This is a genomic window from Opitutales bacterium, from assembly GCA_013215165.1.
Lineage (GTDB): Bacteria > Verrucomicrobiota > Verrucomicrobiia > Opitutales > JABSRG01 > JABSRG01.
Map to the genome: position 1 here is coordinate 17,061 of JABSRG010000011.1, position 14,923 is coordinate 31,983.

The window sequence follows — 14,923 nt, forward strand, 5'->3', positions numbered from 1 at the left end:
ACTAAACCTGCAGCACAGCTGCTTAAGATTCTCGGAGGGTTAGATTGGTTTCCTATTCGCAAGACCTTAGCGCGCTACAATGGGGAAAAGTTTAGTGGCGACATCCGTGCCGGTATTAATGTGGCCTTGCTCGCTTTCCCACAAGGTATGGCCTATGCGCTGATTGCTGGGCTTCCTATCCAATACGGCATTTATGGCTCCGCAATCGCGACTTTGATCGGCTGTCTGTTCGCAAAGTCTCACTTCATCACTTTGGGCCCAACAAATGCGACTTCGGTTCTGTTGGCCCTCACCTTTGGCGGACTGGCTCTGACAGATGAAGAGAAGTTGGTCTATTTGCCGACGCTGGTCGCGATGGTAGGCATTGTCTTGGTCATTGGTGCTCTGTTGCGGGTCGCCAGCCTGATTCAATTTATTTCTAGGACTGTAGTCACTGGTTATATAACGGCAGCAGCGGCCTACATTATCGGAAACCAAATCCGAACGGCGCTTGGGTTCTCATTTGGACCGGACCAGAAGCCAAAGTCGTTCATCGACGTGGTTCATTACACGGCAATAAATCTACCCAACACGCACATGCCGACCTTGGCACTCAGTGCGATCGCGTTTGTCCTCGTCTTTTTATTACGTCGCTATTTCCGAGCATTGTCGAATGTGGCAATTACTCTGGTAGTCATGTCATTGGTTGCCTTGGGTTTCAAGCAAGGTGGTCTGGAGTTAGTCTATTTGGAAGGTATTGATGCCTCGCAGTGGCCGGTAAGTTTTCCGAGTTTCAACTACGATATCGTGGTCGGAATGTTTTCCGCCGCGCTCACTATTGCGCTGTTAGCCGTCCTAGAGGGCACTTCGATTGGCAAGAGCTTAGCGGCGAAAGCAGGTAGCCGTGTCGATACGAGCCAAGAGATGTTTTCTATGGGTATGTCCAATATTGGCTGCTCGATTTTCTCGGGAATGCCGGCTTCGGGCTCACTGACACGATCGGTGTTGAATATTGAAAGCGGCGCGCGCACACCGCTGGGTGCCTGGTATAGCGGTGCAATTGTGGCGGTCGGAGCCTTTCTCTTGGGTCAATATATTGGCTATATTCCTCGTGCGGCCTTGGCTGTCGTCGTTGTTTTTATCGGGATCAGTCTAATTAATCTGGATCATATCAAAATGGTGATGAAGTCGCGTAAGGAGGATGCTATCGTGTTTCTCGTTACGGTGATTATCGGTTTGGTGATCAAGCTCGATCTAGCCATCTATCTAGGATCGGCTGTATCCATCGGCTTATTTCTACGACAGGTGGCACGACCTGAGTTCAGCGAGTATGCCTTCTCGGACTCGGGTGAGTTGAAGGAGCTGCGCGACGAGGGTCGCCCCATGCCAGAAATCTCGATCGTGCATGTTGAAGGGGATATCTTTTTCGGTGCCGCTGAGCTATTTCGTGATCAAATGCGCCGGATTTCTGAAGATCCGAATCTCAAAATCATTATCCTGAAAACGCGTAATGCTCGTAATCTCGACGCTTCGGCGATGATGGCTCTGCATGAGCTCATCACAGTCATGAACGAGGCCGGCCGTTACCTTGTCGTGTGTGAGGCGACCCAGGAGATAGCGCGCTTACTTCGAAATTCTGGGGTGATCGATCTGTTGGAGGAGCGCAACCTGATCATGGATGATGTGGAAAATCCGACTTTGTCGGCGGCTATGGCACTCAAACGCGCTCAGGAACAACTCGGCGAGTGGGCAAAAGATGCTAAAGTATCTGTGTACGTAGGCGAGAAGGAGTTTACGGTCTAAGGTAGAATTCAAATGCAGACCATCCTGGAGATCCTGCAAAAGACGACGGCCTACTTTGAAGATAAGCAGGTGCCGAAGCCCAAGTTAGATGCCGAACATTTGATGGCTCAGGCATTGGGGTGTCGTCGGATGGATCTTTACTTGCAATATGGTAAGCCCATGACAAAGGCGCAGTTGGATACCTTGCGTCCATGGGTGCGACGGCGTGGGCAACGTGAGCCGCTGCAATATATTCTGGGACATACGCCGTTCGTTGACGCCGATTTACTATGTAAGGCTGGCGCTTTGATTCCTCGTCCGGAGACTGAAGAGATGGTGGATAGGGCGACCCGAAAGTGGGCGACTCTATCGGATCGACCGCCCCAACGGATCGTTGACCTCGGTACAGGCACGGGGGCCATTGCAATCTCTTTGGCTCTCGCTTTTCCGGAAGCCCAGGTGGTTGGAGCTGATATTTCGCGCGAAGCGCTGGATTTGGCCAGGCAGAATGCCGAGCGCAACGGCGTTTCAGACCGTATGGAGTGGGTGCGGTCTAGCTGGTGGGATGAGCTCGAAGGTGAATTTGATCTGGTTCTTTCTAATCCGCCCTATCTCACCCAAAAGGAGGTCGATGCTACCGAGCCTGAAGTCGCTGAGTATGAACCCATCCAAGCGCTACTTGGCCGTGATATGGATGGTGCGGGTGACTTCCGAGAGATCATTTCTGGTGCGCTTGAACATGTTGGAATGGCCTCTCCGTTTCTCATCGGTTTGGAGACGGGGATAGCACAACACGACACGCTTACAGAATTCGCGCATAAGGCAGGTTGGTCTAGCGTTGAGTCTGAAAAAGACCTGGATCGACGTCCGCGCTATCTTTGGATTTCATCATAGACAAGATTTAGGTTGTCACGTTGCTGATACAATAGACCTTTGAGGGTTTCGGCTTATTGTGAAGTCTCCGATCCAACTCTTATCTTTCCTCACTTGCGATGGGTTGCACGTGGATCCACACACGGGCAAGCAGACGATTCTAGGTGTTTTTGCAAGTTTGCGGGCTCAGCGTTTCCCCCTCGTGGTGCCGCGCATGTTTTGGTATCTCAGCATCACTGATGTGCCCGTGGGAAAGCATCAGCTCAAGGTTTCAATTGGGTTACTTATCGAGGAACCGCGCGTGGTTATTAATCGGGAATTCGAATCCAAAAACCCCGCGCATCGCATCAACATGGTGAATGAGCTGCGCAAGCTTCAGTTCGATCGGCCGGGCGACTACACTATTTCAATTGATATCGACGATCAGGATCTTCTCGTCACGTCATTCAACGTTGGTAACTGACATTTATTTCTATGACATATACACCTGCATCTGACGTCCTCGTGGTGGGCTCTGTCGCCTACGACGCCATACAGACTCCTTTTGGGAAAGGAGACAGTCTTTTAGGCGGTTCTGCTTCTTATGCCTCGGTGGCGACTTCATTTTTTGCTACACCTCGTCTGGTGGGGATCGTGGGTAACGATTTTCGGGACGTGGATCTAGCTCGCTTTCGTGAGCGGGAAATTTGTCTCGAAGGTTTAGAGGTGGACAACTCGGGCGGCACCTTTTTCTGGGCGGGCCGCTATCACGAAAATTTTGAAGGGCGCGATACGTTGGAGACGCGTCTGAATGTATTCGATGGTTACAGTCCGGTGCTTCCGGATAGCTACAAGGAAGTGGACTATGTGCTTCTGGCAAATATTGGTCCGGATCTTCAACTCCATGTGCTGTCGCAAATGGCGGCGGGGCACCGCCCATTCGTTGTAGCCGATACAATGAACCTGTGGATAGACATCATGCAGGCGAAACTGCTCGAGCTCTTACAGCATATCGACGTTCTAGTATTGAACGATGAAGAGGCGGAGCAGCTTACTGGAGAGTCCAATATTTTTAAGTCAGGCCCAGCGCTCCAAGCTAAGGGTCCAGCGACGGTGATTGTCAAAAAAGGCGCTCATGGGGCTGTTTTATTCTCAGGGGATGAGCGTTTTATTTTGCCAGCCTATCCTGTGACTGACTTGAGGGATCCAACGGGAGCCGGGGATACATTTGTCGGAGCATTTGTGGGCTATTTAGCTCAAAAGCGAGACACATCCTTCGATGCGATGAAGCGGGCCATGCTTTACGCCACGGTGACGGCTAGTTTTACTGTCGAAGCATTTTCGTTCGATCGATTGGAGGCCGAAGGCCTGGACGGGATCGAAGGGCGCGCCTCCGAGCTTCAGAAACTCGTGCGTCTGTGAGGACTGTTGGAAGCTCTCAGCTCACCCGAAGGGCGGCGAAGGGCGCGCGCGTTTGGGTCACGTGTGTGGGATCCCGATACTCTCCGTAAAGTATTACCGAGTGGCCGGTGACATGGAAGCTGGGATCCATTTCGATCAGCTCAAAGTTGATCGCTGTCTTATCGATGAAAAATGCGCGGTCCGATTTTTCGCAAAGAAATACATAGTCCTTGACGTGTATCGGTAGGGTGTATCGCGCGGGTTGCCCGGGAAGCTCGATGGGGACGAGTTCTTGTTGGTCGACCATGGTCTTGATGTTTCTGTAGACCGTAGCGATGCCCAAATTTGGGACCTCCAGACTGGCTTCCATCAATACCTCCTTCGGTCCAAGCGGTCGGTCTATGCGCTCGAACACGCTACGGATGGCTTGTCTTTGACGTGTATCTCTCATGTACCTGTCTGGGTTGGGCGTGTGTGACTTGGGTTTGGTGGGAAAGTGATAGCTGCCCGTTATGGGCAGGCTTGTGCATATCTATATGTCGGCGAGCTGAACATGACTTGAGTCGAATTCGAAAATATAGCGCCTGGCCTTAAATCCTACCCTTGTCGTAATACCAATATGTGATTTTTGAGGCATATTGTGATCTATTAATTGTTCACAATTTGCCATTAAACCCGGATTATGCAATAGATCAAGGAAAGGTTCTCTACCTCTTTGAACCCTCCTATTGCATAGTTTTGCATCAATCGATGCAAGTATACTTCACGACGGGAATGGGTAGCCTATCCATTATTTTCTTAGCCGTCTTTGCACCGACGATGTTGGGCTTAGCCTGAAGATTTTGGCTGGGCATCCGATTATTCAACAGCGGGCACCACCTGTGCCCACGTGGTGCCCTTGTATCCCTACTATTTTAGCATCACGTGTTACTCTCTCGTCATGCTAAAATTTGATGCCCAGGTTGTAGATACCCGGGCTGTCTTATAATGTAAAAAAACTTCTTAACCATTGAGTGGCTGTAAAAACAGAGTCAATGGATATATGAGTTTAAGTTATCAAATCTGAGAGTTGTACACAAAAAAACCCTTTTCAAAGAAGGGCCCTTTGAAATGAGTGTTATACCAGTGAGTTGTGACTTATTGAGCTTTCTTAAAAAAGCTGCGAACGGACGCCACTGCATAATCGCGGTTCATCTTCGCAATCATATCCAGCTTAATTTCCTTCGGGCAGACAGCCTCACACTCACCGTAGTTGGTGCAATTACCAAACCCCGCGTCATCCATAGCATGAACCATGGAGAGCGTACGGCGATCTTTCTCAGCGGCGCCTTGTGGAAGTGAGTTAAGCTGGGAAACTTTAGCCGATGTGAACAACATCGCGGAAGCATTTTTACAAGCAGCCACGCATGCGCCACAGCCAATACACTGCGCAGCATCCATTGCCCAGTCAGCGATTTCTTTGGAGATCGGAAGTGCGTTTGCATCGGGTACAGCGCCCGTGTTTACGGAGATATAACCGCCAGCTTGAATCACCTTATCGAAGGCGGAACGATCGACTACAAGGTCGCGCACGACTGGGAAAGGTTTAGCACGCCAAGGTTCAACGGTGATTGTGTCCCCATCGCTAAACTCACGCATGTGCAACTGACACGTTGTCGTAGCGCGGCGTGGTCCGTGGGGAATACCATTAATTGTCAGCGAGCACATACCACAGATCCCTTCACGGCAATCGTGATCAAACGCGATGGGATCGCCTCCTTGCTCGAGGATCTGCTCGTTGAGGATGTCGAGCATTTCTAAGAATGAAGCGTCTTCGCTGATGTCGTCCAAGGTATAGTCGACCAATTTCCCATCCTCATTGGGGGTCGGCTGACGCCATACTTTGAGTGTCAATTTCATGATATTGGGAGGGTTGGAAGTTACTTATACGAGCGCACGGCTAATTTCACGTTTTCGAAGATGAGCGCTTCCTCATGTTTTGCGGGATCGACGTCGTCGCCGAGATACTCCCACACCGATGCGTGACAGAAATTCTCATCATCACGCAATGCTTCACCTTCAGCCGTTTGATGCTCCTCGCGGAAATGGCCTCCACAGGATTCCTCGCGGTCGAGGGCGTCACGGCAAAGCAGTTCACCAAACTCTAAGAGATCGGCGACGCGGTTGGCGCGCTCAAGCTCGACATTGAGTTCTTTGTCCTCACCGGGAACGAAGACATTTTCCCAAAATTCCTTGCGCAGTTCTTGGATGAGCCCGGTGGCCTTCTTGAGTCCGGCATCGTTGCGGGCCATACCGGCGTATTCCCACATGATCATGCCGAGTTCTTTGTGGAAGGAACGCACCGTGCGCTTACCCTTGATGCCAAGTAGTTTCTGAGTGCGCGCTTTAACAGCTTCTTCGGCTTCTTTGAATTCCGGCATCTCCGGGTTGTTTGATCCAGCTTCAGAAAGTGGTATCCGCGCGAGGTAGTCTCCGAGTGTGTAAGGGATAACGAAGTAACCATCTGCCAAACCCTGCATGAGTGCAGATGCACCCAATCGGTTGGCACCGTGATTTGAGAAGTTACACTCACCGAGCGCAAATAGGCCGGGGATGGTAGTCTGAAGATTATAGTCTACCCAAAGGCCACCCATTGTGTAGTGAAGCGCTGGATAAATACGCATGGGACGTTCATAGGCATTTTCCCCTGTAATACGCTCATACATATCGAAGAGATTGCCGTAGCGCTCGGCAATTTTGTCGCGCCCAAGGCGATTGATTGCATCGGAAAAATCGAGGTATACGCCACGGCTTTCACCACCCACCTTTGGACCTACGCCGCGGCCTTCGTCACAGACCTCCTTCGCAGAGCGGCTTGATATATCACGTGGCGCGAGATTACCGAATGATGGATACTTTCGCTCGAGGTAGTAATCTCGGTCTTCCTCGGGGATATCCTTAGGTTCCTTTTCGCAGTCTTCTGCCTTTTTGGGGACCCAGACGCGCCCATCATTCCGTAGTGATTCGGACATGAGCGTAAGTTTGGACTGCTGGTCACCATGGACAGGGATACAAGTTGGGTGGATTTGCGTGTAACATGGATTCGCAAACCCCGCTCCTTTCTTGTATGCACGGTAAGCGGCTGTAACATTACAACCGACAGCGTTGGTGGAGAGATAATAGACGTTTGAGTAGCCACCCGTGCATAAAAGCACTGCATCGGCAGCCCAAGATTGTATCTCACCCGTTACCAGGTTGCGGGTTACGATCCCAATGGCCTTGTCGTCTTTTTTGACGAGCTCGACCATCTCGTGGCGGTTATACATTTTTACCTGGCCTGAGGCTATTTGGCGGCTCAATGCACTGTAGGCCCCGAGTAGCAATTGTTGGCCAGTTTGGCCACGTGCGTAAAATGTCCGAGAGACCTGAGCACCCCCAAATGAGCGGTTGTCGAGCAGGCCTCCATACTCGCGAGCAAAGGGAACGCCTTGGCCGACACATTGGTCGATGATGTTGACGGAGACCTGGGCTAGGCGGTGCACATCAGATTCGCGGGCGCGGAAATCTCCTCCTTTTACAGTGTCGTAGAAGAGACGATGCACGCTATCGCCATCGTTTTGGTAATTCTTCGCTGCATTGATGCCTCCCTGAGCGGCGATGGAGTGAGCACGGCGGGGGCTGTCTTGATAGCAAAAGCAGCTTACGTTGTAACCCAGTTCTCCAAGTGTAGCTGCGGCTGAAGCGCCGGCCAGGCCTGAACCCACAACAATGACGCTATATTTTCGTTTGTTGGCTGGGTTGACCAGCTTGATGTTAAACTTGTGGCTGTCCCAGCGATTCTCGATAGGACCTTCGGGTGTTTTGGGATCAAGATTCATGGTTCCTCTTTGTTGGCGTAAATTATTTTCTTGGGAGGGTGATTAATTTGAGATCGAGAGACCCCCTATATTCACTGCCCCAGCCAGCACAGCAACCGGGATGGAGACAAATCCGACAAAGATGAAAATTGCGAATGCCCTCGATAAGAAATCCAATCGTTTTCGCCAAACTGCATTGCGAAAGCCGAGGGACTGAAACATCGAGCTGACGCCATGATTCAGGTGCAAGCTAAGCAAGGCCATCGCGACGATGTAGATGGCTGAGATCCACCAGTATGAAAAACCGGCTACGAGCATGGTGTGGACGTCAAGGACGTCCTTATCTGCTTTGACCTCTCCTTTATATTCTAGCGGGATCATCGCTTGATAGACGTCGCCATTGGCCATTTTTATGGCGTCATCATATTCGTGTCCGGGCACGACACGCACGGTGTAGTGAGCCAAGTGGAATACGATAAAGAGAAAGATAATCAGCCCTGACGCGGGCATGGTGCGCGAAGCATAGGTCGCTTGGACAGTAGATTCCGCCTTGTAGCGCTCTGGACGAGCTGCCCGGTTTTCGCGAGTGAGCGCAATGGCCATCACGACATGCACCACGATGATGGCTAGCAGTACTGCGCGAATTGCCCACAGCGCTGGACCGAGCTCTTTCAACTTCAGCGCGTATGCATTAATAAAGTAGGGATCTAAATATACCTGTAGATTACCAACGAGGTGTCCGAAGACAAAACCGACGAGAGCCAGGCCGGTGATCGCCATCAGGAATTTTTTTACTAGGGAAGGAATTCTCATAGTGGAGCGTTGGTGTGTCGGGAGGGACTATCAATTTCTCGGTTAGACGTAAGGTCGCCAAGATGGAAGCAAATTCAAATAAGGTGGTAAAGGATGCTTATTCTATTAATCGCGACCTGCGCATTATAAGCGTTTATAATTGAGTTAAGTTGGCTTTCAGATGGCGCCTTTGGTTGCCGACCTTGGGAAGGTATGATGCAGCACGACATTCATCTCGATCTGCGAGAAGCTGTAATCCTCGTTGTCGACGACTCTCGGCTCGGTAACGAAATGTTGTCCCGTTCCTTGGAGCAGCACAATTGCCATGTGATCGCCGAAAGAGATCCAGAGGTAGCTTTCCTCAGGGCGGTAGAAGCGACGCCTGACCTTATTTTGATGGACTTCGAAACGTCGGTATCGCGCGGGATCGCATTTTGTGAAAAGCTCACGGAAAGTCCTGTGACTAAGGACGTTCCAGTCATTTTTATTTCAGGAACGGCAACACGTGATGAATGGTTGCAAGGACTCGACGGAGGGGCTGTGGATATTATCTCAAAGCCATTCGACCTCATCGAACTGGGTTTCCGTATCCGTAACCATATTGAGCTGCGGCGTGCTCGAGAAACGGTGCGAAAGGCGAACGCTCAACTCGAGGCCCTCAATAAGAGGAAGGATGAGTTTTTGGGTATCGCCGCCCACGACCTCCGGAATCCGTTGGGGGGTATCAATGGTTTTGCTGAGCTGATGCTGATGAACTCGGCACTTGATGACGAAAAACGGAAAAAATATCTCAGCTACATCCTCGAGACGAGTCAGTATATGACGACGTTGCTCAATAATTTTCTCGATATTTCCAAAATCGAGCAAGAGGCCTTCGACATTAAAATAAAGCCTCTGAGTGTTGGCGAGATTGCCGAATCCGTCATCCGTCTCAACGAGACCCATGCCGTCAAAAAAGATCAAACGCTGCACGTCGAGATCGACGCTGAGATCCCCGAGATCTCTTCTGATGGCAACATCTTGACCCAGATCTTCGCCAATTTCATTTCCAACGCTGTGAAATACTCTCCATTGGGTGGCGATATACGTATCGTCTTGCGGGTCGATGGTGAGCATCTTCATTTTTCGGTGAAGGACTCGGGTCCTGGGATTCCAAAAGAGGGTCAGGAAAAACTCTTCAAAGATTATGCCCGTTTGGATACCGAGCCGACCGCAGGGGAAAAGGCCAATGGTTTGGGCCTCGCCATCGTGGGGAAGTTAGCAAAAAAAATTCATGTGGCTGTTGGCTGCGAAAGTGAATTGGGGGCCGGAGCTCTCTTCTGGGCTCGCCTCCCTATGGAACACCGAATTCAAGGCTCCCATAGCCGTCCACCGATAAATTCCTAGGGAATCCTGCGCTAATTCAATCGCGTGGGCAGTGAGACGCCTCAAAGCGTCCCCTTCTATCCGTAGAAAGCTCTGGAGTGCGGTGCTTCGCCACCGCTGGTCCAAGTTCTTGAAGTGGATCGACGAAAGAATATCAGATTTTCCCAAAGGAACTGCAGCATACGCGGCGTTTGGTTTAGACAAACCCATTGCGCTTCTGATGATCACTTCCATGAGCTTCCCATCTTCTTCCGCAGCCGGCGACAACGCAGTCGATGTGGATGCCTGGGTCATGGAGCAGACGCAGAGTATCGTGGACGGCAGTCATAGCGCCTTTACCGCGTTTTGCCACCGCTACAGCGCTCAGCTCCATCGCTACTGTCTGACATTGGTGAGTGGTAATGAAGCCGAGAGCTACGAGCTACACCAACTTGTGTTGCTGCGCATCGCTAAACATCCCAAAGCGATCAGCAATGAGACGGAGCTCTGGCGATGGCTCAAACGCATCATGCGGACCGCTCGCATCGATATGGCGCGCAAGCAGCAGCGCTATGGTAAGGCGATGCAGCTCTATTGGGAGCATGTTACCACCACAGCCCCAGACCCGCCCCAAGTGGAGCGTTCCATTACTGGGCTGATCATGGATGAACTCGCCGATCTCAATGAGGATGAGCGGGAGGTGGTGGAGAAAAAATACCTCGAAGGCTGGTCAGTTCGATCCATTGCCGAAGCGCTGGGAGCCAGTGAAAAAGCCATCGAGTCGCGCCTCACTCGAGCGCGCAAAAACCTACGTGCTCGTGTATCTGAAAAACTGAATGCTTCCCTATGAAAAAGTCGTCACTTTCCGAAATCCTCTCCGACCAAACGCGCCTTGATGCTCATGCCCAGGCTGCACGTGATGCGATGGTCGCACGCCGAGACCAACAGGCCCCCGAACTATCACGTCCGCCTTCATGGGCTTGGGCACTTGCGGCTCTGCTCATCGCATTGTTTTTTTGGATCAGTCAGCCTGCGGCGATTCAAGAAACGGAGAACGACGAAGGAGAGACGATCCATACGCTTTTGCCGCAGCACCAAGTCCCCGCGAGTGCTGGAGAAACGGTCGCGCCCGGCGAAACGCTCTCAGAATAGCTGGTCGAGCATTTTGTAGTAAGAAAGTTTCTCCGCGTCTATGGGATCGATGCCATAGCTTTTCAGAAAAAGCGGCGCGTAATCGGTATCGGGGAAATTGTAACCGAGGCTCCATGTGGCCAAAGCCAGGTCTTGATAACGATCTGCCAGCCCTGTCCAGCCCACGTCGATAAATCCAACTAGCTCGCATCCATCGAACAATACATTGGGCAAGCAATAGTCACCGTGGCAGACGACGCAGTCCTCGTCATTCGGTCGTTCCTCAAGGCATTGCTTAAAGACAGCCTCGGCTCCCTTGCCGGAGAAACTGAGTGAGAAGTCTTCCTCAAATACATGGCCGATCTCTATGCGAGCACGCGCATCCATAAGTCTGTTATCCAGGCGACGATCATCGGGGACGTTCTCGGTGGGGAGTGCGTGAAATACTTTGAGGGCTTCCGCTAAAGCAACGACCCGATCGGGAATGGGTGTGGCGTTCTCTCTATCCTCATAGATGGCACGCCCCTCCAATTTTTCAGTCACCAAAAAATGGGCATCCCCGTTACTTGCGTAAGCGATCAGTTCGGGCACGGGAACTTTGTCTTGAAGCCATTCTAGATTGCGGCGCTCGCCTACGACCTCGTCATTTCCACCCGTGCGCTCGATCTTGATATAACAGCGTGCCGAGTGCGCCACAACCGCCCCGGACTCCCCAACTGTATCCAACTCAAGAAGCCCCGCTCCCATCGCCCGAGCGATAGCCCGCGGGATCGTGACGCCCGCGTGGTTTTCAAGTTCCCTGAGGGAAATGGTCATTGTGAAAGTTTAAATATGGATTGCGGCAAAGGCGGAAGAAACAGGAATTTCTGTTATCCGCGAATGGACGCGAATAAACGCGAATGTTTTTTATATCTACGTTGGTCGCTGTCTTGAGAGCTCTGTCTGAGCGCAACAAGCCGTTCTTAGTCCTTTGTTTAAGGCCCGACGGCCTACATCTCCCGGACTACCTTTGCGCGGGCGTGGTGCTGTGCGATCAAGGCTTCTAGATCTAGATCGACAAAGGCACTGTTGCGGATGCGTACCTTACCGTGGATAATGAGGATATCGACCGTGCGGGGCCAACAGAGGAGGAGAGCGTCCACCGGATTTTCGTGACCGGATGAGAAGAGGTCGACGGCCGGAAAGATGGCTAGGTCGGCGCATTGGCCGGGCGTGATCGAGCCGATGTCGGTGCGTTTGAGGATTTTTGCGCCTTCGAGTGTGCCGATCTCCAGAGCCTGCATCGCCGTCATGGCGCTCGGGCCGTAGCGCACACGTGCGAGCATCAGGGCCTGGCGGAGTTCGCCGAGGACGTGGCCTGAATCGTTGGAGCCGGAGCCGTCGACGCCAATGCCCACGGATGCGCCCGCCGCGCGTAGATCGCCGACGCGGCATATTCCCGATCCCAGGCGCATGTTTGCGTAGGGGCAGTGGGCGACGCCCATCTGACGCTCGCCGAGAAAGGCGACCTCCTCATCGGTAAAGTGGATGCCATGAGCGAAATATACGCCGGAAAAGTCCCAGCCTAAGTTTGCCAAGTAGGGCACAGGGCGTTCGCCAAAATGCTCGTGTGAATATGCGTTCTCAGCCTCGGTTTCTCCGCAGTGGATATGCAGAGGGATGTGATGCTGTTTGGCGAAAGTAGCCGAGTCTTTCAGGAACTCTTCCGTGCACGAGGTCGCGGCGCAGGGTGCAAGAAACACCTGCTGCATCGAACCGGAACTCGTATCGTGGTAGGTGGCCAGGAGGCGTTCCATATCGGCGAATATGGCATCAGCCGATTGGCAGACTTCTGGGGGATTGAGTTCAGACGGCTTATCCATGGCACCGCGCCCACAGTGGAAGCGCACGCCGAGTTCTTTTGCGGCTGCGAATTGCGCGTCGTGATGCTCGGGAGTACCCCTGGGGACGATGTAATGGTGGTCGGCTGCCGTGGTGCAGCCCGTCAGCATCATTTCGGCAAGGGCCAGTTGGCTCACGAGATGGAGGTCTTCGGTAGTGAAGCCTCGAAAATTACTATTCATGGCGGCTAACCAGGGTAGCAGCGTTGCATTGTTTCCGGGGGTGTAAGCCCGGGCCATAGTTTGGTAAAAGTGGTGGTGGGTATTGATGAGCCCGGGGGTCGCGATGCCGCCTTGAGCGTCGATGTGCTGGGCGAAATCTCCTTCGGGGATCTTGCCGGAGCCCACTGCTGTGACGGTCCCAGATTCTGTGATGATCCAAGCATCCGTGTGGACGGTCCGTTTTTCGTCCATCGTTACGAGATGGCCGATGTTGTGTATCAGGTCAGGCATGGGTGTCGTCGGCTTTTTTGTCCCCGTGCCGTGGCATGACGGCGTTGAGGATCAAGGCGGTCAGTCCGCCTGTAGAAATGCCGGATGACAACAAGCTTTTGGCAAAATCTGGTAGGGGCTCAAGGACTTGCGGGGCTGCGCTGACGCCGACACCCATGCCGAGCGAGGTAGCGAGGATAACTAATCCACGTTGGTCGAGCTGTGCATTGTGCAAAATACGGATCCCTGCTGATGCGATCAGTCCAAAGAGTACCAGGGTCAATCCACCCATGACAGGTTGAGGCAGGGCAGCGGCGAGACTTCCGATGGCGGGGATCAGTCCAAGGAGTATCAGGTAGCCTCCGGCGATCAGACCGATTTGGCGCGATGCGACGCCGGTGAGTTGTATGACGCCGTTGTTTTGAGAGAAGGTGGTGTTGGGAAAAGTGTTGAGACAGGCGGCAAGGGCGGAGTTAAAGCCGTCGGCAAACACGCCGCCTTTGACGCGTTTCCAGTAGGTGTCCCCGGTGGTGGGCTCGCCGGAAATCGAGGACGTCGCTGTCAGGTCGCCGATACTTTCCACGGTCGTTACCAGGTAGATGAATAAAAAGGTGGGAAGTAACTCCCAGCTAAAGGCGAGACCGTATTTGAAGGGCACGGGTGCAGTAAACCATCCGCCTGAAGCGCCGCCGTCCCACGCCAATACGCCCAGGGTCGAGCACAGAAGGATTCCAGAAATGAGCCCGATGATCACCGCAGACATCCGCGCCCAGGGGCGATTAAGCCCATTGAAGACTAAAACAACGAGCACGACGACAGCTGCGACCACCAGATGGAGCCACTCCGCTTGTCCCTCCTGGAGCGGGAGGCCTGCTGCGATGTTGCGCATCGAAGTCGGGATGAGAGAGATCCCGATGAGAAGAACGACAATCCCCGAGACTAAGGGCGAAAATACGGTCCGCAATTTCGGTAGAATGGGGGACAAAATCATTTGCACGGGCGCGCCAACCAAGGCCATGCCCAGCATCATCGGTAGACCTCCTGCCTGTCCGGCTGCGATCAACGGGCCGATGAAGGAGAAGCTGGTTCCGGTGATGGTCAGCAATCCGCTACCGAGGGGTCCGATGGTGCGGACCTGAATCAGGGTGCCAATCCCGCTCGCAAACAGAGACATATTGATCACATAGGCTGTATCCTCTGCTGACAGTCCGACGACCGAAGCGGCAATCAGGGGGGCGGTTACACACCCTCCCAACATCGCTAAGAGCTGCTGAAATGCGACTGCCATGGCCTGCGCAGGAGGTAGCCGGTCCTGCAGGCTGTAGAGAATCTTCGATGAGGGAGTATCAGACGATGCGCTCATTCGATTGCGGGAGCAGGCAAGTTGCCAATGGGACGACTGACCGAGCTCGGTTCAATTCTAGACTGGAATGGATATTCAAGTCCAAGATGTTCAGGAGGTCGAAAAGCCAAGCAATTTTGAATGAGCTTCAG

At 52.7% G+C, this 14,923-nt stretch carries 14 protein-coding genes; 7 read left to right on the forward strand and 7 right to left on the reverse strand.

Annotated features, from left to right (window positions below; all coding sequences use genetic code 11):
* Window positions 1-18 precede the first annotated feature (18 nt).
* The 4 genes from HRU10_03405 to HRU10_03420 are packed head-to-tail and all read left to right on the forward strand — an operon-like array spanning window position 19 to window position 4,035.
* On the forward strand, window positions 19-1,782 hold the full coding sequence (locus tag HRU10_03405) for a SulP family inorganic anion transporter (protein ID NRA26278.1): 1,764 nt from the start codon (window positions 19-21) through the stop codon (window positions 1,780-1,782).
* A 12-nt stretch (window positions 1,783-1,794) separates the two neighbouring features.
* Window positions 1,795-2,655, forward strand: coding sequence for a peptide chain release factor N(5)-glutamine methyltransferase (prmC, locus tag HRU10_03410; GenBank protein NRA26279.1), 861 nt, complete (start codon window positions 1,795-1,797; stop codon window positions 2,653-2,655).
* Between the two features lie 58 nt (window positions 2,656-2,713).
* A complete protein-coding gene (locus HRU10_03415; protein ID NRA26280.1) occupies window positions 2,714-3,097 on the forward strand; it encodes a hypothetical protein in 384 nt (127 codons plus the stop codon).
* A gap of 11 nt (window positions 3,098-3,108) precedes the next feature.
* Complete coding sequence (locus tag HRU10_03420; GenBank protein ID NRA26281.1) at window positions 3,109-4,035, forward strand: bifunctional hydroxymethylpyrimidine kinase/phosphomethylpyrimidine kinase; 927 nt, start codon at window positions 3,109-3,111, stop codon at window positions 4,033-4,035.
* Between the two features lie 16 nt (window positions 4,036-4,051).
* Here the strand turns inward: HRU10_03420 and HRU10_03425 are convergent, their stop codons facing one another.
* From HRU10_03425 to HRU10_03440, 4 genes are all read right to left on the reverse strand, one after another.
* Window positions 4,052-4,465, reverse strand: coding sequence for a transcriptional repressor (locus HRU10_03425; protein ID NRA26282.1), 414 nt, complete (start codon window positions 4,463-4,465; stop codon window positions 4,052-4,054).
* Window positions 4,466-5,151: 686 nt separating this feature from the next.
* Window positions 5,152-5,913 carry a succinate dehydrogenase/fumarate reductase iron-sulfur subunit gene (locus tag HRU10_03430; GenBank protein ID NRA26283.1) on the reverse strand — a complete coding sequence of 254 codons (762 nt, stop codon included), beginning with the start codon at window positions 5,911-5,913 and terminating at the stop codon, window positions 5,152-5,154.
* A gap of 20 nt (window positions 5,914-5,933) precedes the next feature.
* The gene (locus tag HRU10_03435) at window positions 5,934-7,871 is read right to left on the reverse strand and encodes a fumarate reductase/succinate dehydrogenase flavoprotein subunit (GenBank protein NRA26284.1); all 1,938 of its coding nucleotides are present in this window, start codon (window positions 7,869-7,871) and stop codon (window positions 5,934-5,936) included.
* 42 nt (window positions 7,872-7,913) lie between these two features.
* Window positions 7,914-8,663 carry a succinate dehydrogenase cytochrome b subunit gene (locus HRU10_03440; protein ID NRA26285.1) on the reverse strand — a complete coding sequence of 250 codons (750 nt, stop codon included), beginning with the start codon at window positions 8,661-8,663 and terminating at the stop codon, window positions 7,914-7,916.
* Between the two features lie 192 nt (window positions 8,664-8,855).
* Between HRU10_03440 and HRU10_03445 the strand changes: the two genes are divergently transcribed.
* Genes HRU10_03445 through HRU10_03455 form a run of 3 tightly spaced genes read left to right on the forward strand, consistent with a single transcriptional unit; the run spans window position 8,856 to window position 11,138 of the window.
* Window positions 8,856-10,028, forward strand: coding sequence for a response regulator (locus tag HRU10_03445; protein NRA26286.1), 1,173 nt, complete (start codon window positions 8,856-8,858; stop codon window positions 10,026-10,028).
* 31 nt (window positions 10,029-10,059) lie between these two features.
* Window positions 10,060-10,836 carry an RNA polymerase sigma factor gene (locus HRU10_03450; GenBank protein ID NRA26287.1) on the forward strand — a complete coding sequence of 259 codons (777 nt, stop codon included), beginning with the start codon at window positions 10,060-10,062 and terminating at the stop codon, window positions 10,834-10,836.
* Window positions 10,833-11,138, forward strand: coding sequence for a hypothetical protein (locus tag HRU10_03455; protein NRA26288.1), 306 nt, complete (start codon window positions 10,833-10,835; stop codon window positions 11,136-11,138). Before HRU10_03450 ends, HRU10_03455 begins: the two co-directional genes overlap by 4 nt.
* Here HRU10_03455 and HRU10_03460 read toward each other — a convergent pair.
* The 3 genes from HRU10_03460 to HRU10_03470 form a co-directional block, all read right to left on the reverse strand.
* A complete protein-coding gene (locus tag HRU10_03460; GenBank protein NRA26289.1) occupies window positions 11,130-11,933 on the reverse strand; it encodes an aminoglycoside 3'-phosphotransferase in 804 nt (267 codons plus the stop codon). The two genes, HRU10_03455 and HRU10_03460, sit on opposite strands and share 9 nt — an antisense overlap.
* Window positions 11,934-12,106: 173 nt before the next feature.
* Entirely contained in the window at window positions 12,107-13,450 is a 1,344-nt protein-coding gene (locus HRU10_03465) for an amidohydrolase family protein (GenBank protein NRA26290.1), read from the reverse strand.
* Window positions 13,443-14,792: a purine permease gene (locus HRU10_03470; protein ID NRA26291.1), complete on the reverse strand. Its 1,350-nt coding sequence runs from the start codon at window positions 14,790-14,792 to the stop codon at window positions 13,443-13,445. The genes HRU10_03465 and HRU10_03470 overlap by 8 nt, the downstream gene beginning before the upstream one ends.
* Window positions 14,793-14,923 lie beyond the last annotated feature (131 nt).

What these genes read in the sequence shown, in the direction of transcription:
- prmC (NRA26279.1), top strand. Translation starts at nt 1,795, where the DNA reads ATGCAGACCATCCTGGAGATCCTGCAAAAGACGACGGCCTACTTTGAA.
- HRU10_03420 (NRA26281.1), top strand. Translation starts at nt 3,109, where the DNA reads ATGACATATACACCTGCATCTGACGTCCTCGTGGTGGGCTCTGTCGCC.
- HRU10_03425 (NRA26282.1), bottom strand. Translation starts at nt 4,465, where the DNA reads ATGAGAGATACACGTCAAAGACAAGCCATCCGTAGCGTGTTCGAGCGC.
- HRU10_03430 (NRA26283.1), bottom strand. Translation starts at nt 5,913, where the DNA reads ATGAAATTGACACTCAAAGTATGGCGTCAGCCGACCCCCAATGAGGAT.
- HRU10_03435 (NRA26284.1), bottom strand. Translation starts at nt 7,871, where the DNA reads ATGAATCTTGATCCCAAAACACCCGAAGGTCCTATCGAGAATCGCTGG.
- HRU10_03440 (NRA26285.1), bottom strand. Translation starts at nt 8,663, where the DNA reads ATGAGAATTCCTTCCCTAGTAAAAAAATTCCTGATGGCGATCACCGGC.
- HRU10_03445 (NRA26286.1), top strand. Translation starts at nt 8,856, where the DNA reads ATGATGCAGCACGACATTCATCTCGATCTGCGAGAAGCTGTAATCCTC.
- HRU10_03455 (NRA26288.1), top strand. Translation starts at nt 10,833, where the DNA reads ATGAAAAAGTCGTCACTTTCCGAAATCCTCTCCGACCAAACGCGCCTT.
- HRU10_03460 (NRA26289.1), bottom strand. Translation starts at nt 11,933, where the DNA reads ATGACCATTTCCCTCAGGGAACTTGAAAACCACGCGGGCGTCACGATC.
- HRU10_03465 (NRA26290.1), bottom strand. Translation starts at nt 13,450, where the DNA reads ATGCCTGACCTGATACACAACATCGGCCATCTCGTAACGATGGACGAA.
- HRU10_03470 (NRA26291.1), bottom strand. Translation starts at nt 14,792, where the DNA reads ATGAGCGCATCGTCTGATACTCCCTCATCGAAGATTCTCTACAGCCTG.